Genomic DNA, 21,113 nt, shown 5'->3' with positions numbered 1-21,113 from the left:
TGGGACTTAAGTCCGACGGAAAACAGCCCCTTTGGGCCCAGGGAAAATTTAAGGGTAAAAGCTATCCTTAAAGTAATGAAAAAAACAGGCCTTCTGATCAGCCTTGCGGCAAGCCTTGCTTTTCTGGTTTTCAACCGCAATCAGACGCCTGCCGACATGCACCGCCACAGCAGCGCCATGCAAATCGCCGGATTCTCCCCGGCGCCCCGGCATGTTGCATCCGTGCCCGGCGACACGTATGCCAACGGCACCATTCTTCGCCAGCTTAAAAAAATCCTTTGCCGCCTCCCCTCGCTTGATGCCGAATGCCGTGAAATGTCGGCCATCGAGGTTTCCATCAGCGCCGATTCACCCTGCCTGATCTCCCCATATTCCGACGCCGTTTACGGGCATGGGCATATCGTCATCAATCAAACCCGCCTGGAAGCGCTGTATGGCGAGCTCTTGAAACAAGGCGCTCCGCGCAAGAAAGCGTTGCGCTACCTGGCCGCCCATTTTGCGCCGGTCCTGGCCCATGAACTCCGGCATGCCATCAACGACCGGCTGTACCCTGGATTAAAACCGACCAAAGAGGGCGAAATCAGCGGATTTTTGGCGGAAGTCGCGGCTTTTGACGAAGTCCACCGTTTTTATCCGGATGCCTTCCGTTATCGCAGTGAACTTGTCGGGCATATCAAAACTCAGCTTTGGAACCGCTGGCAGGAGGAGGGCGCCGCAGGCTTGAGCGAATTCGTGGAACACTCGCCGTTTTATCTGCATCTGCCTTCCTTGGCCGAATTAACAAGAGGTTCGACCAGGCGAAAGGCCAGGGCCGCCCTGGCCTTTCACCGGAATGAATGGCGCCAAGCGCAAGACGCCTGGTGCCAGGAATTCGTCGAAGCCTGCTCTTTTCTTTCAAGGCAGCCCTCCGTGTCCGCAGAGCCGATGCTGGCCTACGGCTCGGATTTCTAAATTCGCTTCTTTCCGGCGGGCGGATCAGTTGTAAGATATAACGCTTATGCCTCTGCGGATGCAAAATTTTCCGGAACACCCCCTAAGCCGGGCGACGGAATTGCTGATCGCGCTGACGGCTTTTATTGGAGCTTTATTTTTAAACACCCTGGCCGGACGCGTGGCGGATGAGGCTGGTGTCCATGCGCATTCATCGCCCGACCTTCTTTTTCAGTACCTGCCCATCGTCGACATGCGCTTTTTCTTTCTTTGGGGATTTTTGGGGTTCGTTTGCTGGGCCACGTTCGCGGCCCTAAAATGGGAACGGGAACGACTGGCTTATATCCTGTGGCTTTTTGCGCTGCTCATTGTCGTGCGCTGTTTTTTCATCGTCTTGACGCCCATGAAGCTTCATGAGTCGGCTCTTTCCATCGATGGCGACCCTCTTTATGAAACCATCGGCAAGCATTTCACCCTCCGGCATGATTTGTTCTTTTCCTCGCACACGGCCATGCCTTTTTTGGCTTCGCTGATCTTTCGCGGACGCTGGATTCGACTTTCGTTTTTGGGCATTTCGATTTTGATGGCCTCGTCGGTTCTGTTATCCCGACTACATTATTCCATCGACGTGTTTGCGGCTTATTTCATCACCTACGCCACTTACCACGCGGAAAACAGGTGGTTCCAAGTGCCTTACATGAATTGGCGCCGACGCTGGGTGGCGACCCCGGTCAAACCTCAACCTGCGCCCGATCAGCAAACCTAACGGCCGAACGCAATGGTTTTTTGGCATTATTGAGGCATGGCGACGCTTGAAATACGGCAGCTTGAACTGGGGCCCCTAGCTAATTTCGTTTATCTGCTGGCGGACGCGCAGGCGAAAAAAGCCCTGGTTATCGATCCAGCCTGGGACGTGCCGGCCATCCATAAAAGGCTCGAGGCCGAAGGCTGGGCCCTTGACGGTATTTTCCTCACGCACAATCACTTCGATCACATCAACGGGGTCGGCCAGGTTCTCGCGTTTGCGGACGTCCCCATTTATATTCACAAGGAAGACGCCGGCCCATTGGATCAAGATTTTCGAAAAAGCATGAGGGTTCTTTCCGGTGGGGAAAGCGTGCCTCTGGGCCAATTGAAACTCAATTTTCTCCACACGCCCGGACACACCGAGGGCTCCCTTTGCCTGAAAGTCGACAACCATCTGGTTACCGGCGACACGCTGTTTGTGCGCGGCTGCGGGCGGGTCGACTTGCCCAGCTCCGATCCGGAAAAAATGTATTCCTCGCTCAAAAAAATCGCGACGTTGGACGGGCAGGTCTTGGTGTTCCCCGGGCACAATTACGGACCGACCCCGACCGCTCCCTTGGATCAAGAAAAAAAAGATAACCCGTATATGCAACTCGCCTTAAATTCAACGCTGAAAGAATTCCTGCGCGTCATCGCTCCCTGAAGTCTTCGGTGGCCAATCACAGCTCAACACACTCGAAATGGGTTGAGGTTGATTTAAACGAACTCCAGGCCAATGCCCGGTCCATCCGCAAAGAGCTGGGTCCCGGGGTTAAATTCCTGGCTGCCGTTAAATCAAACGCGTATGGCCACGGACTTGAGGCCATTGTCCGGCGGCTTGCATCGGAAAATTTATGCGATGCTTTCGGCATCTGGTCCGCGACCGAGGCCAAACGCGTCCTTGGGATTGCTCCGGTAAAACCCATTCAGGCCGCCTTGTTGGCGCCTGCGCTCGATCATCCCGCTGATCTGGCCCCTCTCGTTCGCCGAGGCGCCTGGCTCACTTTGGATCGTGAAGAATTGATGAGGTCGTATACTCAGGCCGCCCGCCTGGCCAAAAAGAAAGCGCGGATTTTTGTCGATCTTGACCTGGGACTGGGCCGCTGGGGCGCCAAACCCAAAAACGCCATCACCCTGGTCCGCTCCATGCTCAAACGGCCGGACCTGGAGATGATCGGCATTGCCACGCATATTGATTATCTTCCCGGTTTAAACAAAACCGAAGCTGAAATCAAATTAGGCCATTTTCTCCAAGCAGCCAAGGAAATCGAGGCTATGGTCAAACGACCGCTGATTAAAACCTGCGCCAACACATCCGTTTTTTTGGATTTTCCGGCTTGGCGCTTGGATATGGCCAGGATCGGAAATTTGCTCTACGGCGTCAATCCCACGCCGACCCCGTTTCCCGTCAAAAATATCTGGTCCTTTAAAGCCAAAATTTTATCCGTCCAAAGCCTGCGCCGGGGAGAAACCGTGGGTTACGGCAGCGAATTTCTGGCTTTAAACCCGATGAAAGTGGCGTCGGTGGCCTGCGGATTCGCCGACGGCTTGACCATGGAGCCCGCGCATCGGTTCATCCGGCTAACCTCGCCGTCGCGCTATTGGGCCAAATGGCAGGATAAGGAATTGCCCATTGTGGGCCGCGTGGGTCTGGGCCACGCATTGTTGGATATCAGCAAAGCCCCGAACATCAAATCCGGAGACACCGTCGAACTTCCCGTGCGCCGCACCGCGGCCTCCATGGACGTGCCCAGACTCTACCGCTGATCACCAAGAATACTTGACGCTATATCGAACAACGGATTCTGCGTCTTTTTTGACCGGGACTTCAAACTCGATGGTTTGCGCGTCCTTTTTGGTCCATTTCTGGGACGACTCCAGCACTTTCCAATTGGTCCAACGGTAAAGATGCTCCGCCACCGCAACCGTAATATCGGAATCCTTATGATTCCTTAAGATAATTTCAAATGACTCCTGGAACCAGCGCTTGTTGACATCCGATTGATAAGCCGTGCGTTTTCTTTCGCCGACCACGTCGAAAGCATTGCCCATGCGCACCCGGATTTTTTCATCCTTGGGCGTATGGTCGATTAAATCCTCGCCGATGAACTCCAGGGCCCCATCCGTGTCCTTCTTGTACACCCGGATCTTGCCTTTGGGCAAGGGCATGCCCATATTGTTGTCCTTTGAATTTTTAAACTCAAGCATCACCCAAACCTTTTTATGGCCCTGGGTTCCGTAGCCGGGCTCAGTCCGGTAATATTCATTGTATTCGTAGCCGACATTTTGGGCCCCGTCGTAAATAAACAATTTCTTTAAGGGCACATCGGCGGCCGAGGCCATCTCAATCTGCTTCGTCTCGTTTTGCCCCAGCGTCGTCCGGCGGCCGAGCGTGTAGAGATGGTATTCAAAAAATGATTTTTCCGTAAATTGATCAGCCGAGGCCTCCGCAACCATCAACGCCTTCCTGGCCACACCGTGCATCGCCCGAGCCTCCTCGGCGCGATGAACGTCCCCGGCCACCAGTTTCAACTTCGCGTCTTTGTACGTAGCGCCGGAATGATTATCAATCGTCACCCAGGCGTTTAAATCCATATGGTCATCCTGAGGATTCGTCACCAGCACATAATCAGCGCGCCAATTCAAACCGCCGGTCAAATAACTGATTTCGCAATCATGGGAGCCGCCTTTTTGGCTCGACGCCGTCCACAGCAAGGTGGGTTTCGTGAGCAGCCCTTCGGGGAGCTCGGGTAAAATTGGGTTGCCGGGAGGATTCACGTACACCTTGGCGCCCACTTGAAGAACTCGGCCGCCGTAATTAGACAGCAGCGTCCCTCGAATAACCTCTCTTTTTTCGCCGCTCGCTCCTAAAAAACGCTCCAGCTCGATTTCCTTGCCCAGATAACGCTCCAGGAGCTTGTCCTGGCTGATCAAGTCATACTGAAAATTCTGCTCGATGACGGAAACCGCCTCAGGCGCGGTCAGGCTTTTAAAATGAACGCTGGTCGGATCGATTTGGGCCGCCACGTCCGTGACTTTGATTTCATTCGTCCCTTTATTGAGGCGAAAATTTCTGGTTTCCCTGACCAAGCCCAAATTTTGATTGTAAACCGTGACGTCAACCGCCGAGGCCCATCGAATAAAACACAAAAACGCGACCAGAATCCATGGTATTCGTTTCACAATTCCCCCTCCGATTCAAGCTTAATGGACGCAGCGGTCATTTCTTTGACGGTTTGCCGCTGCGTCCACCTAGGAAAGTTTGTTTAAGCTCTCTTCCAAAACAGCGACGATTGTATCCGCGTCATTCTTGGTAACGCAAAGCGGCGGCTTAATGCGAATCACATTGGCGGCCATGCCGCCTTTGCCCAACAAAACGCCCCGCTCTTTGGCTAATTCCATGACTTTTAAAAGCTCTTGGGCCGCAGGCTCCTTGCTTTTCTTGTCCTTGACCAACTCAACGCCCAGCATCAAGCCTTTGCCGCGCACATCGCCCACCCAGGGCGATTTTTCCTTAAACGCCTCGAGCTTTGTTTTCAAATAAGCGCCGACCGCGGCCGCGTTCTCCGGCAATTTTTCCTTATCCAAAACATCGAGCACAGCCGATCCTGCGGCCATGGCCACGGGAGAGCCGCCGAAGGTGTTGAAATGGACTTTCCCCTCCATGGCTTTGGCGACTTCCTTGGTCGTGATGACTGCGCCGAGCGGATAACCATTGCCCAAGCCTTTGGCCATGGTCACGATATCGGGACGCACGCCCCACTGCTCGATGCCCAAAAATTTCTTCCCGGTGCGTCCGACCCCGGTTTGCACTTCATCGGAAATAAACAGGCCGCCGTATTTTTTGACGATTTCATAGGCCTTGGGGAAATAGTCCGGCTCAGGATCAATGACCCCGCCGAATCCGGAAATCGGCTCAGCCAAAAAAGCCGCGATTTTGCCCGAAGTCGAGTATTTAATCGTCTCTTCCAATTCCCGCACGCAAAGCTCGGCATATTGCTTGGCCGTGGTGCCCTCCGGACGGCGATAGGTGTAATTGGCCGGCGCATGGTAAACGCCGAACACATAAGGCATGGAATGGCGCCAAATGGATTGTCCGGTAAAGGACATGGCCATAATGGTTCGTCCATGGAAAGAATGGCGCAAAGCGATGAATTCCTGGCGCTGGGTGTAATTTTTGGCGATAATGGCCGCTAATTCATTGGCCTCGCAGCCTGCGTTAGTGAAAAAACAAACCTCAAGCTCAGGATTCGCGGCCTGGGCTTTTTTCACCAGTTTCTGAGCGAATTGAACCAAGCTCGGGTGAAGGTACAAAGTCGTGGTGTGGTAAAGCTCAGCCGCTTGTTTCTGGATGGCTTTCACCCATTGCGGATGGCAATGCCCGATGGAAATGGTCACCACGCCAGCGAATCCGTCGATATATTTTTTGCCCGTTTCATCAAAAACGTATTGACCCTGGCCTTTGACGATTTGAAGGGGCTTCGAGTAATAGGCGACGGTCGAGGGCAGAATGTGCTTTTTGCGAAGCTCCAGAATTTGATCGCCCGTTAATCCCTGAGTCAATTCTTCGGTTTCATCTAAAACAGCTGCTTTAGGCATACATCACCTCTAATAAATATTCGAATTGCGGCGCTCGCCGGTATAGTCCAAAAATATAGTCTTAGGCTCGGTAAAGAAATTGATGCCTTCCTTGGCCATTTCCCGTTCGCCGACGCCGGAGGCTTTGACCCCGCCGAAAGGCACCTGGGCCTCGCCGCCGATGGTCGGCGAATTGACATGCACCATGCCCGCTTCCAAATCCTCTACAAAACGCATGGATAAAGTCAGGTCCTGGGTGTACACCGCGCTGGTCAGGCCGTAGCGCGAGTTATTGGCCGCAGTCACGGCTTCCTCATAGGTTTTAACCGTGCTCACGGCCAGTACCGGGCCGAAAATCTCCTCCTGGAAAATCGTCATGGAGGACTTAACATCAACGAACACCGTGGGTTGAACAAAGAAGCCCCGCTTAAAACTGTCGCCTTCCGGCCGCCCGCCGCCGATGAGAAGACGGGCTCCTTCTTTTTTTCCGGTTTCGATTAAACCCAAAACTGTATTCAATTGATGTTCATCAACCAACGGGCCCATGCCCACTGATGGGTCCAAGCCATTTCCTAATTTGATTTTTTTGACTTCGGCGATAACCATATCCGTAAATTTGGCCGCGATTTTTTCGTGAAGAATCAGGCGGCTGGTGGCGGTGCAGCGCTGCCCGGTTGAACCGAAAGCGCCCTTCATTACGCCCCCCAAGGCCAAATGCAAATCCGCGTCATCCCAAACAATGCAGGGGTTTTTTCCGCCCATTTCACAGGTGACTTTAATGCCACGCTCCCCGGCGATTTTATGCACCCCGCGCCCGATCTCATTGGAGCCGGTGAATGAAACGGCTTTGATCCTGTAGTCATTGACTAAAATATCGCCGACCGAGGAACCGGAACCCAGCACTAAGTTTAATACCCCTGGCGGCAGACCGGCTTCTTCAAAAATCCGGCAAAGCTCAACAGCCATGGCCGGCACCAAAGACGCCGGTTTAAAAACAACGCAATTGCCGCCCACCAAAGCCGGGGCGATTTTCCAGCAGGGGATGGCCCAAGGAAAATTCCAGGGCGTGATAATGGAAACCACGCCCAGGGGTTCCCGGACGGTCATCAGCAGATTCCGAGGCATTTCGGACGGGGCGGTTTGGCCCATTAAACGCAGGCCTTCGCCGGCATACCACTCCATCAAATTCATGCCCTTTTCCACCTCGCCTCTGGCTTCACCCACGATTTTCCCTTCCTCGCGGGTCAATAGAGCGGCTAAATCATCCACCCGCGATTGGGCGATGGTCCAGGCTTTTTGCACGATACGGGCTCTTTTCGGGGCCGGGGTTTTCTTCCAAGCCGGCCAAGCGCGCTGGGCCGCTTCCAGGGCCGACAACGCGTCCTCGCGCGAAGCGCTTTTAAAGGCGGCGATTGTTTCCCTGGTGTCCGCGGGATTGACGGAAACAATTTCCCGTTCGCCGCGGCCGGCAACCCAATGACCGCCGATAAACTGTTTTAACGTCGTGGCTTTCGCTTCTGCAACCGGCATATTAAACCTCCGCTAGTACTTTACGAGTCGATTTTTTCTGCGCTTCGGCGGATTCAACGGGTTTTTCAGGACGCGTCGCCCGCTCCAGGAAAGAGCCTGTTTTTTGCCCCCCGACATACGAACCTTTCTCCACCACTTTCTTGCCGCGCAAATAAACTTCGCGGATTGCGCCCCGGATCACCTGGCCCTCATAGGGATTGTAATCGACGTTCATATGATGCGTTTTCGCTGAAATCGTTGTTTTCTGCTTGGGGTCCCATAGCACCAAATCCGCGTCCGCGCCCGGAGCAATCGTGCCCTTTTTCGGGTAAAGGCCGAACAGCTTGGCCGGGGTGGTGGCGGTGATATCCACGAAGCGATTCATGGTTAATTGCCCGTTCTCAACCCCTTCCCAGAGAAGGAGAAGCCGCGTTTCAATGCCCGGCGCTCCGTTGGGGATTTTGGAAAAATCATTTTTGCCCAATTCCTTGCCCGGTTTCCCGTCTTTGCTTTGAAAACAAAACGAGCAATGATCCGTGGAAACGACTTGAAGCCAATTATTCCTTAAACCGTTCCACAGCCTTTCCTCATTGCCCTTGGGACGCAAGGGTGGCGACATCACGAATTTGGCGCCCTCAAAACCCGGGCGCTCGTAATCCTCATAAGAAAGGTACAGGTACTGCGGGCAAGTCTCCGCATAAATAGGCAAGCCCCGCTCCCTGGCCCGGCGCACTTCTTCCATGGCATCACCGGCGGACAAATGCACGAAATAAATCGGAACCCCGGCCATTTCCGCCAAGGCAATGGCCCTTCGCGTGGCCTCGGCCTCCGCGCTCATCGGGCGGGTTAAAGCATGGTACTTAGGATGTGTTTTCCCCTCAGCCAAGGCCTTCTGCACCAAAACATCAATCACGCTGCCGTTTTCCGCGTGCATGCAAACCATGCCGCCGTTTTCCTTGGTCCGCATCAGGGCCCTGAAAATCGTGGTGTCATCGGACATGAACACGCCTGGGTAAGCCATGAACAGCTTGAAGGAAGAAATCCCCTCATCCACGAGCTTGTCCATTTGCTTGAGTTTAGCCTGAGGCATGTCCGTGATAATCATGTGAAACGCGTAATCAATCGCTGAATTTCCGGAGGCTTTTTTATGCCAGGTGTCCAAACCTTTTTGCAAATCCTCGCCTTTGTATTGAATGGCGAAATCAACAATGGTCGTGGTGCCGCCGCAGGCCGCGGCCGTGGTGCCGGTTTCAAAATTATCCGCGGTGGTCGTGCCGCCGAAGGGCATATCCAAATGCGTATGCACGTCGATGCCGCCGGGTAAAACATATAAACCTTTAGCGTCCACGGTTTTGGCGGCAGTGCCTTGCAAATTTTTCCCCAAAGCCGCGATTGTTCCGCCTTTAACAGCGATATCCGCCTCGAATTGATCCGCGGCCGTGACAACGGTCGCGTTTTTAATGATCAGGTCGTAAGTCATGTCATTCCTCCTAACCTTCAAACTAAAAATCTGAGAGCCGGACGCCGTAAAATTAGGCGTCCCGGCTCTATAAGCTTCTTACGCTTTGCTTGTTTCTTTTTTGGGCTGCTTGAACATTTCCTGCGCGCGCTGCTTCAACTGTTCCGGGGTCAAATCCTCTTTATGCGTTCCCAAATACCAACGGTGCCCAAAAGGGTCCCTGACGCCGCCGGTTCGGTCTCCATAGAACTGATCTTGAACCGGACGTTCTACTACGCAGCCGGCATCCACCGCTTTTTTAAAAGCGGCATCCACATTCTCGACATATAAATGAATCATAAAAGTCGTGCCTTTAAGCGTAGCGGGCGACAAGCAAGCTCCCGGCATTTCAGGGTATTCATCGGCCAGCATGACGATCGAGTCGCCGAATTTAAGTTCAGCGTGCATGACCTTGCCCCCGGGTCCGTCCATGCGCTCTTTGACTGTGGCGCCGAAAGCCTTCTGATAGAACTCAATGGCTTTAGCGGCTTCCTTGATGGATAAATACGGCGTCACCGTGTGATAACCATCAGGGATCGGTTTCACTTCATTGTTGGGCATTTTTTAATCCTCCCTAAGTTTTGGATTTTGCCGCCGCAGAAACGCGGACAGCATTCGGGGAACCCATTAGAGTAGCATAAACGCCAAAAGAGACGGCAAAGCTGACAAACCAAGCGTAGTGGTACATATGCATCCAGAATCCGGAAACATCGGCCGCGCCGATGGTGCCTAAAAATCCGGGCAAACAGGGCAAAACGCCCGATACCAGCGCAGCCACGGCCCGGTAATTAATGCCGGACAAATAGCTGTACGCGCCCGGATGGCGAAACAGCTCCGCCAATTCCAGTTTGGCGCGGCGAATCAAAAAGTAATCGCACAGAAGCACGCCGCCGATGGAACCCAATAAAGCGGAATAGCCGATGAGCCAAGTAAAAATATAGCCCGTGGGGTCAGCTACTAATTTCCAAGGCATCATTAAAATGCCGATCACGCCGGTGATCAACCCGCCGATTTTAAAAGAAATTTTCTTGGGCCAGAGATTGGCAAAATCATTGGCCGGACTCACCACATTGGCGGCTAAATTGGTGGTGAGCGTGGCCAGCGTCAAAGCCAGCATGGAAACAATGATAATCGCGGGATTTGAAAACTTGGACAACAAAACAACCGGGTCCCAAATCGCTTCCCCGAAAATAACGATGGTAGCCGAGGTCACGGCCACGCCCACGAATGAATAAAGAGTCATCGTGGTCGGCAAGCCTAAAGCCTGTCCCGCCATCTGATCCTTCTGCGATTTTGCATATCGAGTGAAGTCCGGAATATTCAGGGACAAAGTCGCCCAGTAGCCCACCATGCCTGTTAAAGCCGGAAAGAAAAAGCTCCAGAATTGCCCTTCCCTGGGGCCACCCGCGACAAATTGAGACGGCTGGCTAAGCATAGGGCCGAAACCCCCGGCCTTAACATAAGCCCAAATGAGAAGCGCCGCGCCCATAACCAACAGAAGCGGCGCGGACAAGCCCTCGACATGGCGGATGGATTCCATGCCTTTCCACACAATCGCCATATTCAGGGCCCAAAAACCCAAAAAACACCCGAGCTGGGCCGCGTTAATGCCGAAATAATGAGCGGGCAAAGCGTCCCAGGAAGGATAAAACACGGTCATGAGCTTAAAAATGGCCCAGCCTCCGATCCAAGTCTGAATCCCAAACCAGCCGCAAGCCACCAACGCCCGCAGAACAGCCGGGATATTGGAGCCCAACACGCCGAAGGAGGCCCGGCAATAAACCGGAAATGAAATGCCGTATTTGGTTCCGGCATGGGCGTTTAAAATCATGGGTATCAAGACGACGACGTTGCCCAGAGCAATGGTGAGAATCGCTTGCCACCAGGACATACCTTGGGCGATCAAAGAGGAGGCCAGCATGTAGGTGGTGGTGCACACGGACATGCCGATCCACAGCGCGGCAATATCCCACATGCCCCATTTGCGGTTCTTGAGTTTCGTGGGGGCTAGGTCGTGATTCCAATGCGGAGAACGGCTTAAATCCGCCTCCAGCTCATGAATGCCGCCGGTCACGCGAATACCAGCCAATGGTATGTTAGCCTGGCCGTTTAAAAGAGCCGCATTTTTCAGGGTATCCATGGGTCTTTTACCGGCCTATTAAGGCAACTGCTGCGTCAGCTCTTGATATGTTTCGGGCCTTCTGTCCCGGAAGAACTGCCATACTTTTCTAACCTCCAAGATTTGATCCAAGTCCAAATCAGCGGTCACGACAGCGTCCTTATCCCTGGGGCCCACGCAAACCATTTGCCCGCGAGGGTCGCAAAAATAGGATTGGCCATAGAACTCCCCGATTTTCCAGGGTTTTTCCCAGCCCACCCGGTTGATGGCGCCGATGAAATACTGATTGGCCACGGCATGGGCCGGCTGCTCAAGTTTCCATAAATATTCCGAAAGGCCCGCCACGGTCGCCGAGGGATTGAAGACGATCTCCGCGCCATTTAAGCCCAGAATGCGGGCGCCGTCAGGAAAATGCCGGTCATAACAGATATAAACGCCGACTTTGGCATATTTTGTCTGAAAAGCCGGATACCCGGTATTGCCCGGTTTAAAATAAAACTTTTCCCAGAAGCCCGGCGGACAATGCGGGATATGGTTTTTGCGGTAAATGCCGAGCAAGGAGCCGTCGGCATCGATGACCGCGGCCGTGTTGTAATAGGTGCCGGTTGAAGGCGTTTCGTAAATGGGCACGACGATCGCCATTTTGTATTTCTTGGCCAATTTCTGCATGAGCTTGGTCGTGGGCCCGGGGATGGGTTCCGCGGTTTCATACCATTTGGCATCTTGCTCAGCACAGAAATATGGACCGTAGAAAATTTCCTGAAGGCAAAGAATCTGAACGCCCTTTTTTCCGGCCTGCTCGATTAACGGCACATGCTTGTCGATCATTTTCTTTTTGATCTGTTTTAAGCTGTATTTATCCGGCGACCAATCGCAGGACGTTTGAATCAATCCGCTGCGAACTATTTTAGACATAGCAATTTCCTCCTGAGAAACCAATGAACTCCCGAAGCTGCCAGCTCATCGGCCACAGCTTGACGCATGACAGCTTTCGGTCTTTTTGAATATGAAAAATTTCTTTTTCAAGGTAAAACGCTTTTTGTTGGCATCGGCGCGCTTTTTATCAATAGTAATCATACTGGTCCTTTCCCGGGATTTCATGGCAAGTTTTATTCACAACTTTTTGCAAAATTTTATTGATATCCGGTAGATTTTTGACGTAACGTTTTTGGGTGGTATTACCCGATTTATCGATCTTCACCCAGTATACCTGCTTGGTTTTCTCAAAAACGTAGTCTGAAAATAAAATAAATCCTTCCGCTCCATCCTGAAAACAATGACCGAAAAAGACACGAGTTTTTTCCATTAATTTATTGTCGCTGTTAAGATCAAAGGATTTCCCAGGATAGGAAAACCTCCTAAGTTTTTTCGAATCTTCAGGCCACGGATCATTCAAAGGATGGAGCCAAAGGCCGCCCGGATCATCACATTCGTCGCACTCCCGTCCGAAAAGCAATAAATATGGCATTTTCGTTTTGGAAGCCAGGCAGCCGACGAAGGAAAGACCTCTGAGTGGTGTTACCAGGCGCTGGCCATTTTTAAAAACAAGCGCACCTCCTTCTATCGCCTTAGGAGCGCAGTCAACATCCGAACTTTTTTGAGCGCCCAGAACTAAAAACGGAATAAATAACGTCATTATTAGGATGATCAATTGTTGCTGCCTTCGGCAGTTTTTTTCGCGGTCATCCTTAAAAATCCTAATCATAAATATTGCCGTTGACGGCGTAAGCCGCCCGTTTTTCTTTCACCTCAAAGCCGATACGGCGCTTAGGCTCATCCGGCGGCTCTGGCGATTCCATGAGCCTGTGGATGGCATCATAAAGCGATTGGATATGGCCTTCATGGCTTTCCAATCTATTTTCAAACTGGGCTAGTTTCTGAGCCAAATCTTTATGCGTGACCAATAGTTCGCGCAATTTGATGAAAGCCCTAACGATATAAACGCTCATATCGATGGCCCTTTGTGAGTTAAGCACGCTAGCTAACATCATGGCGCCATATTCAGTAAATGCATAAGGCGGCTTTCTTAAGCCCATCTTAACCGCAAAATTGGATATCACAATTTGTGATATCCAATTTTTTGTTTCTTTTTTATTCAACCGAAACATAAAATCCTTCGGAAAGCGCTCAATGTTCCGTTTAACGGCTTGATTGAGTACCCTAGTCTCAACCCCGTATAAGTCAGCCAAATCCCTGTCCAGCATGACCTTTTGGCCGCGTATAACGTAGATACGACGTTCAACGACTTCCGTAGGGACTAAATTTTTCATGAGTAATCTTCTCTTCAAATTTGAATTTCTCTCCGTAGAAAGTGATCACAATTTGTGACCGGTTCGCGCATTTCCTGAATTCCCTCACTCATGGAACCTCTTATACACTTCCCTATAACCCTTAAATCCTTTGGCCGTGTATTCTTCCCAGGTTAACGGCTTGTTGCCGGTTTCAACCGGCTTCATTTCAATGCAATTGTCCACCGGACAGACGATGGCGCATAAATTGCAGCCCACGCAGTCCTCTTCGATCACATACGGGGTCTTATTGCCGTTTTTCCGGTCAATGGCGATGCATTGATGAGCCGTGTCATTGCAGGCGATATAGCACAAATCACATTGAATACATTTCTCCGGGTCGATTTTGGCCACGGTTTTGGCGTGAAGGTTGAGCCTTTTCCAATCAACCACATTGGGCGCGGTTTTACCGATGAAATCTTCAAGCTTTGAGAAGCCCTTATCCTCCATCCAGTCGGTCAAGCCCTGAATCATGTCCTCAACAATGCGAAAGCCATAATGCATAACCGCGGTGCAGACCTGAACCGAAGAAGACCCCAAGAGCATGAATTCAACCGCATCCGACCAGGTTGAAACGCCGCCGATACCGGAAATGGGCAATCCTTTGACTTCGGGGTCAGTCGCCAAGGAAGAAATCATGTGCAAAGCGATCGGTTTAACGGCCGGGCCGCAATAACCGCCATGCGCGACTTGCCCATCCACCGCAAACTTTGGCTTCAAGGTGTTCAGATCAACACCCATAATGGAATTAATAGTGTTGATTAAAGAAATCCCATCCGCTCCGCCTGCTTTAGCGGCCCGGGCCGGGTAGCGCACATCCGTGATATTAGGGGTCAGCTTGACTAAAACGGGGGTCCGCGCCGCCTCTTTGACGTATTCCACCACCATTTTGACGTAATCCGGCACTTGCCCGACCGCTGAACCCATGCCGCGCTCGGACATGCCGTGTGGGCAGCCGAAATTCAGCTCCAACCCGTCGCAGCCCGTGTCTTCGGTTTTCTTGACGATTTCATGCCATGTTTGACGGTCGCAGGGCACCATGAGTGAAGCGATCACCGCATGCTTGGGAAATCTTCTTTTGACCTCGCGAATTTCGCGCAAATTGTCTTCCAAGGGACGGTCGGTGATCAGCTCGATATTATTGAAGCCCGCCATTTTCATGCCGTTGATTTCAATGGCCCCGTAACGCGAGGTGGTGTTGATCACCGGAGGGTCCTGGCCCAAGGTTTTCCACACGGCCCCGCCCCAGCCGTATTCAAAAGCGCGCATCACCTGCTCGCCGGAATTCGAGGGCGGCGCGGAAGCCAGCCAAAACGGGTTCGGGGACTTGATGCCCGCGCAATTGGCGCTTAAGTCGGGTTTCGGTCGATGTCCGTTCTTAGACTGAGGAGAGTTCTTTTTTTTGTTCATGTTTCGGATTCTGTTTTTCCCTTAAAGGCGGGGCCATGCGGCGAACATCGATTGTGGACACCCAATACGCGTGCTCAGGCGCGGGTTGCGGGTCGCCGCCTAAATAACAATGAATGGCCCAGGCCGCCCGTTTTCCGTCTTGAGCGGCGTTGACCACTTCTTTGCCGCCGTTGATGGCGTCTCCGCCCGCAAAGTATTTCGGGTTTGATGATTGCAGTGTTTTAGAATTGACCGCGATGCGGCCGGTGGCGTCCAATTCCAAAATACGGACTCGCTCCAAAACCGAGCGCTGTTTCATTTGCCCCACGGCTTTAATCACCCGGTCGCAGGGCACGATAAACTCGGAACCGGGGATGATTTTTAGCTCAGCCTTGCGCCCAACGCCTTCGGTTTTGGTTCTGACAAATTCAATCCCTTCGGCTTTCCCTTTGCCCACGATTTTCTTAGGCGCGGCGTTCCATAAAAACTCGACCGCGTCTTTTTTGGCCAGCTCATATTCATAGTCATAAGCGCTCATTTCATTCCGGCTCCGGCGATAAGCCAATATGACTTTGGGCGTGCCCAGGCGCTTGGCTTGGGTCACGGCATCGATGGCTGTGTTGCCTGCGCCGATGACCACGGTCACGCGCCCGGGGGTGATGGCGTCGAATTTCCTGGTTTTAATCTGCTCAATAAAGGAAAGCGCGTCCGAAACCCCGCTTAATTCCTCGCCCGGAATATTCAAAGCCTGGGTCCGGCCCAAACCAATGCCCACGAAAACGGCGTCGTACTCTTTTTCGAGCTTTTCCCAGGAAATATCCTTGCCGATTTCAACGCCGAATTTAAACTCCGCGCCCAATTCCGCGACAAGCTGGGTCTCTTGTAAAGCCGTGGCCTGTGTCATTTTATATTCCGCGATGCCGTAGGTATTCAAACCGCCGGCTAACGGCCTTTTCTCAAAAATCGTGACCGGATAACCCAAACGCCTTAAATAAAAAGCCGTGGAAAGCCCGGCAGGCCCGGCTCCGATCACAGCGACTTTTTTCGATTGTTTGACACCGGCCTCAAAAAGGCGGGCTCCTCGGCTATAAACAAAATCCGTGGCCGCGCGCTGAAGCCGGGCGATTTCAATGGGCTTTTGATGCCAATCATGGTACACGCAAGCGCCTTCACAAAGCGCTTCAACCGGGCATACCCGGGCGCAGGAATGGCCCATAGGGTTCGCCTCTAAAATGATTTTAGCCGCGCCTTTCGGATTTTTGGCGGCGATTTGTTTGATGAAACGGGGCACTTCGATATGCGTGGGGCAAGCCGTCATGCACGGCGCGTCGTAGCAATAAAGGCAACGATTGGCCTCAATCGCGGCTTGTTCGGGTTTTAAGGGCGGATGAATATCCTCGAAGTTGGCTTCGATTTCTTTCAGGGGAACAGGGTCCGATTCCTGGCGCTGCCTCATGAAGAAGACGAGGAAGTTTATACTAAATTGGCGAACGCCTCAGACGGAGGCAGCCGGGAACAAACGCCGCTTAAAGTCTTTCGACTTTAAGGATTTTGTAAGTGGACGGGCCGCGGGGCAGCTCGACTTTGACTGTTTCCCCGGCCTTATGGCCCAACAAACCTTGAGACAGAGGGGCATGCACTGAAATTTTGCCGTCATCAGCATCAGCTTCATCGGCCCCGACTAAAGCCCACTCGTAAGTTTCCTTGCTGGGCACTTCTTCCAACGTCACTCTGGTGCCGATTCTGACCTCGCCTTTGGGGATATCCAATTCATCGAAGAGGCGGGCTGAAAGCAGTTTTTGTTCGATCTCGGCAATGCGCCTTAAGACATCGGCTTGCCGGGCTTTGGCCGCGTGATAGCCGAAATTCTCGCGCAAATCCCCCTGGGAGGCGGCTTCGCCGATTTCTTCGGACAAGCGCGTTCTCTCCTTTTTGAGCTCATCCAAGTCTTTTCTGAGCTTCTCAAAACCCGCTCGGCTTAAATAAACTTCAGGCATAGGGTAAGTATACCTACTTGGCCAGGGTCAGAGCCATCCCCGAAAGCGCCTCCAGCAGCTTGGCCATGCGCTCATAATCAAGCCGCTGGGGCGTATCCGTGGCTTCATGATAGTGAGGATTGCGGTAAAAAGCCGTGTCCGTCAACATCAGGCCGGGAAAACCGGCCCGTTGGAAATTAAAATGATCGGATAAAACGGTGGCCGAGATAAAACCAGGCAACGCCGCGGTTTCCAGAGGAAAGTCCGACGCTCCCTGCCAGGCTTGGCGGCAGGCCTTCAAAAACCGGCGGCTCGGCAAATTCCCGACTAACCCGATAAAATTTCCCTCCTTAGGATAAAACAAGGAAAGAAAAGGCGGGTAAATCTGCGAGCCCGGGCTGTCATTGTAATAACCCAGCATTTCCAGACTGATCATACCGATCACCGGACGGCCCTCTTTTTTTAAAGCCTGAGCATAATGAAAGCTGCCCATATTCCTGGTGAAAAACGCGGGCGGCTCCTCATTGGAAAAAGCGACCAGCCTGATCTCGCGCGTCAGAGGCTTATCCTTAAGCTGGCGGGCCAATTCCAGCAGCGCGGCCGTGCCGCTGGCATTATCATCCGCGCCCGGGGTTCCGGGAGCGCTGTCATAATGGGCGCCGATCACCAAAACGGGGCGGCCTGCCCCTTCGCCCAAACGCGCCTCAACGTTGTAAAACACAGTGCCGTCGTCGATCATGGACAGGCCGTCCGAGCGATACTCCTGAACCATGGGCTTCAAACCCAAGGAGCGGAACTGTTTCTCGATGTATCGCTGGGCTTGATCCAAGGCCGGACGATTAAAGGGGTTCCTCTCGCCGATTGTTCCCGCCAGCATGGAAACATGAGCATGCAAATGCCGGGCCTCTGAACTCATATTTTCCGATTTTGACATTTGAGCGGGAAGCGCCTCCCTTAATAATTTGGCGGATAAACGATGCGGGTTGCCCGCCCAAAGCAACAACACAAGTACCCCCAACAGAACCCGGTAAAAAGCGAAAACACCCATATCCTTTTTCTGGACATAGCCCAACAAAAAGCGAATCGCCCCATACCCTGACAGCGCCGCAGCAAGAACACCCGCCCAAAAAGAGCCTGAAGCCGCAGCCGGACCTAAATCCTTCAGTTTCAACACGCCGGCGGCCAGGACAATGGGCACGGACAAAAGAAATGAAAAACGAGCCGCTGTTTTGCGCTCAAAACCCAAAAACAAAGCCGCGGTGATCGTGATTCCGGAACGCGACACCCCCGGCACCAAAGCCAAGGCTTGGGCCAAGCCGACCAAAATGCAAGCTTTCAAGTCCATCGCTTTGATCGTTTTGTTTTTGCGGCCCCATCGGTCGGCCAGCCACAACAGCACGCCGAATATCATCAAAGGCCAAGCAATGCGATGCGGAGACCGGAACGCTGTCTCCGCCAAATCATCCAAAAAAAGACCGGCTAAAGCAGCGGGCAGAGTCCCTAGGGCAATACCCCAAAATAAACGATGTTCCGATGAATGTTCCCGCTTAAGGGCGGCTTTAGCCAGGGCGAACCAATCCTTCCAGAAATAAGCCAAAACCGCGGCCAATGTGCCCCAATGCAACGCCACATCAACAGCCAGGCCCTGATCCCCCCATTTGGCCATCCAGGGAATCAACACCAGATGAGCGGAGCTTGAAATCGGCAAAAACTCGCTTAAACCCTGGACAATGCCCAGAACAACGGCCTGAACGTAGCTCACCAGAGCTTACCGTCGCGCCAATGCCTTAATAGCCGGCCTTGGGCATCAACTTCAGCCACGGCCCGCCCGTGAATCATGCGGCCATCCCTGGAAAAAAGGAGATTGCCCCAAATCACCCGGCGCGTTCCATTGCCGGCTGTTTCAATTTTCGCCACAGGCCAACGATTATGCTTTAGAAAGAGCCGGGTTGAAGCGGTTGCCAGCGATGCTTGAACCGGCTCCACAGGCGGCGCCTTGGGAAAAACTCCGGCGCTCTCGATGGTTCCCTGCAAAGGTGAAACCACAAACGTTTGATACTCATCCGAGCCCTCGCCGACGGCCCGAAAAACCCAAGGGGCCAGGATATGAGGAAAAACAGAAAACAATAACTCGGGATGGGCCCGCTCAACTTGCCGCCGGGCCGCCAGGCGCAGGCTACCCGAACAAAGCACAAAAAGCGCGAGCGACAACCATGCGGCTTGAATGGCCCGGCGCGATCCGAAAGCGGAAAAAACCAAGCCGGCGGATATCAGAATAATCGGCAGCCAATTTAAATTGCTGACCAGATCCAAGGAAAAATTGCTTCGGTCAAACGGCCAAAAAACCGGGGTTCCATAGGTGGTCAGCCAATCCCCGGTCACATGAGAACACAGCAGCGCAACAGCCGCGGCAAAACCTCTCCACGCGCTTTGACTCTCCCGGCGAACGAACAACCATCCGGCTGGAACAGCCAGAGCAATAGCGGCTGCGAATGAATGAGTCGTCTCGGCGCGATGCACCAAAGCCATGGGAGCCCCCTCAATGGCCCAGCTGAAAACGTCGATATCCGGCAACTCGGCCAAACCTGCGGCCAGCCACAGGCTTGAGCGCCTCTGAAAACCAAAACTTTTTCCGATTAAAGCGCCGAGTAAACAATGCGCGATGGGATCCATCCGACAAGTATACGGATTCGCAAGCGCCTTCAGCCTGCGGCGCGCCATCCCTTGATTAATGAATGATTAGCCGCTACCCTTTAGGGACCCTTAACAACAAACAGATGAAAGCCTTATTGCTGCTGCCGGTCATCCTCATCTGCGGAGGATTTCTTGAAGCCAACCCCTTGAAGGAAATCCTGGAGCGCCGGTACGAGGAATGCCTCGGTGAACGAAACCTGTCGGAAACCACGATTTCCACGCTGTTAATCGACCAAGAACCTACGGACAGCGATTTGCACCTGAATATCCCCAACGCCCATGTCAACGCGTTCGCGGGTTTTCCGCCGGATGATCTTGAGGAACTGGATTGCCTGGTCCTTGATCACATCATCGTCACCGCGGCAGCGTGCCCCCTGTTGAGTGAAACCAACGGGCCGCGCCTGGGTAATGTCGTCCGGCAATTAAAAAACGGCGCATTTTTTGCGTCCATGGTCGAAACGCTTGTCCCGGCCGTCCCCCATGCCTTCGAAGGCATGGGCGGGATATTGGCCCACGGCATCGGCGGCACTTACAGCCCCGGCGCCAACGTCATTGCCGTCAATAATGTTTTTGCCTGCTTGCCTGCGGGGTGGGAAGCTCCGGTCTTAGCTCACGAATTCGTCCATGCGTATGTTCAATCCATTCTCGGCAATCATGAACCCGATATCAACGAAGAAATCCTTTCGGAAATCATCGCCTACCGCTCGGTGATCGAAGCCGGCTTAACCGATCTTTTTCATTGCCGGGAAACCGGCGGCAGCTCTCTGGTCCAATCTCTTCAACGAGACGCTTGCCAAAAAATACGGTCCTACCGGCGACGGCAGTGGCGCCATTTTGAACGCTGGGGAACCGAGTACTCTGACGTAAAAACAGACCAGCAAGGAAAATCAGTGATCGACTTTTATCCGGAATCAATCCATATCGCCGTCAACAAGACTCCTGCAAATCCATGCGATCGAGCCGTGTTTTATCTCAAAAACGCCCTCAGCGATGCGGTCGAAAATCGTAATTTATTGAATAATTTTCTTCTTTCCGTGCGATCAAGGAGAGAATGCTTAGGCCTGCCCTAAACGTTTATTTCCAAACAAAATGCACGCTGGGGCCTGTATTGACCTTTTGAATATGTGAAGCCTTGCGCGGGGTTTTCTGCCAGGAATTGCCGTCTGAACCGTTTAAAAGGTTGGCGGGGATATGAAATGCCTTGCGCAGGCCTTTATGTTTGGCGTTGACTGCGTTCTTCATAAGTGTCATCACCTCCACCATAAGCCTACCCCCTCCCCATGAAAATGAACTGGGCCTTTAGGCCAAAAAACAGCCTCCTGCCGGCCCAGCTCCAAATAGGCCCA

General features: G+C 52.8%; 20 protein-coding genes and 1 pseudogene. 5 read left to right on the top strand and 16 right to left on the bottom strand.

Annotated features, from left to right (window positions below; all coding sequences use genetic code 11):
* Nucleotides 1-75: 75 nt before the first annotated feature.
* The 4 genes from HYT79_01035 to alr are packed head-to-tail and all read left to right on the top strand — an operon-like array spanning nucleotide 76 to nucleotide 3,483.
* Complete coding sequence (locus HYT79_01035) at nucleotides 76-951, top strand: hypothetical protein (protein ID MBI2069159.1); 876 nt, start codon at nucleotides 76-78, stop codon at nucleotides 949-951.
* A gap of 46 nt (nucleotides 952-997) precedes the next feature.
* Nucleotides 998-1,696: a hypothetical protein gene (locus tag HYT79_01030; GenBank protein ID MBI2069158.1), complete on the top strand. Its 699-nt coding sequence runs from the start codon at nucleotides 998-1,000 to the stop codon at nucleotides 1,694-1,696.
* A 36-nt stretch (nucleotides 1,697-1,732) separates the two neighbouring features.
* A complete protein-coding gene (locus HYT79_01025; protein MBI2069157.1) occupies nucleotides 1,733-2,380 on the top strand; it encodes an MBL fold metallo-hydrolase in 648 nt (215 codons plus the stop codon).
* An 8-nt stretch (nucleotides 2,381-2,388) separates the two neighbouring features.
* Nucleotides 2,389-3,483, top strand: a complete 1,095-nt coding sequence (alr, locus tag HYT79_01020) for an alanine racemase (protein ID MBI2069156.1) — start codon at nucleotides 2,389-2,391, stop codon at nucleotides 3,481-3,483.
* On the opposite strand, the gene HYT79_01015 is transcribed toward alr, so the two are convergent.
* From HYT79_01015 to HYT79_00945, 15 genes and pseudogenes are all read right to left on the bottom strand, one after another.
* On the bottom strand, nucleotides 3,484-4,899 hold the full coding sequence (locus HYT79_01015; GenBank protein ID MBI2069155.1) for a DUF4139 domain-containing protein: 1,416 nt from the start codon (nucleotides 4,897-4,899) through the stop codon (nucleotides 3,484-3,486). It lies immediately after the preceding gene.
* A 69-nt stretch (nucleotides 4,900-4,968) separates the two neighbouring features.
* Nucleotides 4,969-6,315, bottom strand: coding sequence for an aspartate aminotransferase family protein (locus HYT79_01010; protein ID MBI2069154.1), 1,347 nt, complete (start codon nucleotides 6,313-6,315; stop codon nucleotides 4,969-4,971).
* 9 nt (nucleotides 6,316-6,324) lie between these two features.
* Nucleotides 6,325-7,824 carry an aldehyde dehydrogenase family protein gene (locus tag HYT79_01005; GenBank protein ID MBI2069153.1) on the bottom strand — a complete coding sequence of 500 codons (1,500 nt, stop codon included), beginning with the start codon at nucleotides 7,822-7,824 and terminating at the stop codon, nucleotides 6,325-6,327.
* Nucleotide 7,825: 1 nt separating this feature from the next.
* Complete coding sequence (gene hydA, locus HYT79_01000; protein ID MBI2069152.1) at nucleotides 7,826-9,283, bottom strand: dihydropyrimidinase; 1,458 nt, start codon at nucleotides 9,281-9,283, stop codon at nucleotides 7,826-7,828.
* A gap of 78 nt (nucleotides 9,284-9,361) precedes the next feature.
* The gene (locus HYT79_00995; GenBank protein MBI2069151.1) at nucleotides 9,362-9,862 is read right to left on the bottom strand and encodes a VOC family protein; all 501 of its coding nucleotides are present in this window, start codon (nucleotides 9,860-9,862) and stop codon (nucleotides 9,362-9,364) included.
* A 13-nt stretch (nucleotides 9,863-9,875) separates the two neighbouring features.
* Nucleotides 9,876-11,441, bottom strand: coding sequence for an NCS1 family nucleobase:cation symporter-1 (locus HYT79_00990; protein MBI2069150.1), 1,566 nt, complete (start codon nucleotides 11,439-11,441; stop codon nucleotides 9,876-9,878).
* An 18-nt stretch (nucleotides 11,442-11,459) separates the two neighbouring features.
* Nucleotides 11,460-12,335 (bottom strand): acyltransferase, encoded by an 876-nt coding sequence (locus HYT79_00985; protein ID MBI2069149.1) that lies wholly within the window; start codon nucleotides 12,333-12,335, stop codon nucleotides 11,460-11,462.
* Nucleotides 12,336-12,483: 148 nt separating this feature from the next.
* Complete coding sequence (locus tag HYT79_00980) at nucleotides 12,484-13,056, bottom strand: hypothetical protein (protein ID MBI2069148.1); 573 nt, start codon at nucleotides 13,054-13,056, stop codon at nucleotides 12,484-12,486.
* A gap of 61 nt (nucleotides 13,057-13,117) precedes the next feature.
* Nucleotides 13,118-13,690: an ORF6N domain-containing protein gene (locus HYT79_00975; GenBank protein MBI2069147.1), complete on the bottom strand. Its 573-nt coding sequence runs from the start codon at nucleotides 13,688-13,690 to the stop codon at nucleotides 13,118-13,120.
* 84 nt (nucleotides 13,691-13,774) lie between these two features.
* Nucleotides 13,775-15,118: an NAD-dependent dihydropyrimidine dehydrogenase subunit PreA gene (preA, locus tag HYT79_00970; protein ID MBI2069146.1), complete on the bottom strand. Its 1,344-nt coding sequence runs from the start codon at nucleotides 15,116-15,118 to the stop codon at nucleotides 13,775-13,777.
* The gene (locus tag HYT79_00965; GenBank protein MBI2069145.1) at nucleotides 15,087-16,553 is read right to left on the bottom strand and encodes an NAD(P)-dependent oxidoreductase; all 1,467 of its coding nucleotides are present in this window, start codon (nucleotides 16,551-16,553) and stop codon (nucleotides 15,087-15,089) included. The genes preA and HYT79_00965 overlap by 32 nt, the downstream gene beginning before the upstream one ends.
* Nucleotides 16,554-16,623: 70 nt before the next feature.
* A complete protein-coding gene (greA, locus tag HYT79_00960; protein ID MBI2069144.1) occupies nucleotides 16,624-17,094 on the bottom strand; it encodes a transcription elongation factor GreA in 471 nt (156 codons plus the stop codon).
* Nucleotides 17,095-17,107: 13 nt separating this feature from the next.
* Nucleotides 17,108-17,989 (bottom strand): M28 family peptidase, encoded by an 882-nt coding sequence (locus HYT79_00955; protein MBI2069143.1) that lies wholly within the window; start codon nucleotides 17,987-17,989, stop codon nucleotides 17,108-17,110.
* A gap of 75 nt (nucleotides 17,990-18,064) precedes the next feature.
* Nucleotides 18,065-18,835, bottom strand: a pseudogene (locus HYT79_00950) (undecaprenyl-diphosphate phosphatase).
* Nucleotides 18,832-19,746, bottom strand: coding sequence for a metal-dependent hydrolase (locus HYT79_00945; protein MBI2069142.1), 915 nt, complete (start codon nucleotides 19,744-19,746; stop codon nucleotides 18,832-18,834). Before HYT79_00945 ends, HYT79_00950 begins: the two are co-directional and overlap by 4 nt.
* Before the next feature lie 104 nt (nucleotides 19,747-19,850).
* Here HYT79_00945 and HYT79_00940 point away from each other — a divergent pair, with 104 nt between their 5' ends.
* Nucleotides 19,851-20,837 (top strand): hypothetical protein, encoded by a 987-nt coding sequence (locus HYT79_00940; protein ID MBI2069141.1) that lies wholly within the window; start codon nucleotides 19,851-19,853, stop codon nucleotides 20,835-20,837.
* A 4-nt stretch (nucleotides 20,838-20,841) separates the two neighbouring features.
* On the opposite strand, the gene HYT79_00935 is transcribed toward HYT79_00940, so the two are convergent.
* Entirely contained in the window at nucleotides 20,842-21,009 is a 168-nt protein-coding gene (locus HYT79_00935) for a hypothetical protein (protein ID MBI2069140.1), read from the bottom strand.
* Between the last annotated feature and the right edge of the window lie 104 nt (nucleotides 21,010-21,113).

This window comes from Elusimicrobiota bacterium, from assembly GCA_016180815.1.
In the GTDB taxonomy this organism is placed as follows: domain Bacteria; phylum Elusimicrobiota; class Elusimicrobia; order JACQPE01; family JACQPE01; genus JACPAN01.
The sequence above is the reverse complement of the archived record's forward strand: the minus strand, read 5'-3'. Positions and strand labels throughout refer to the sequence as shown.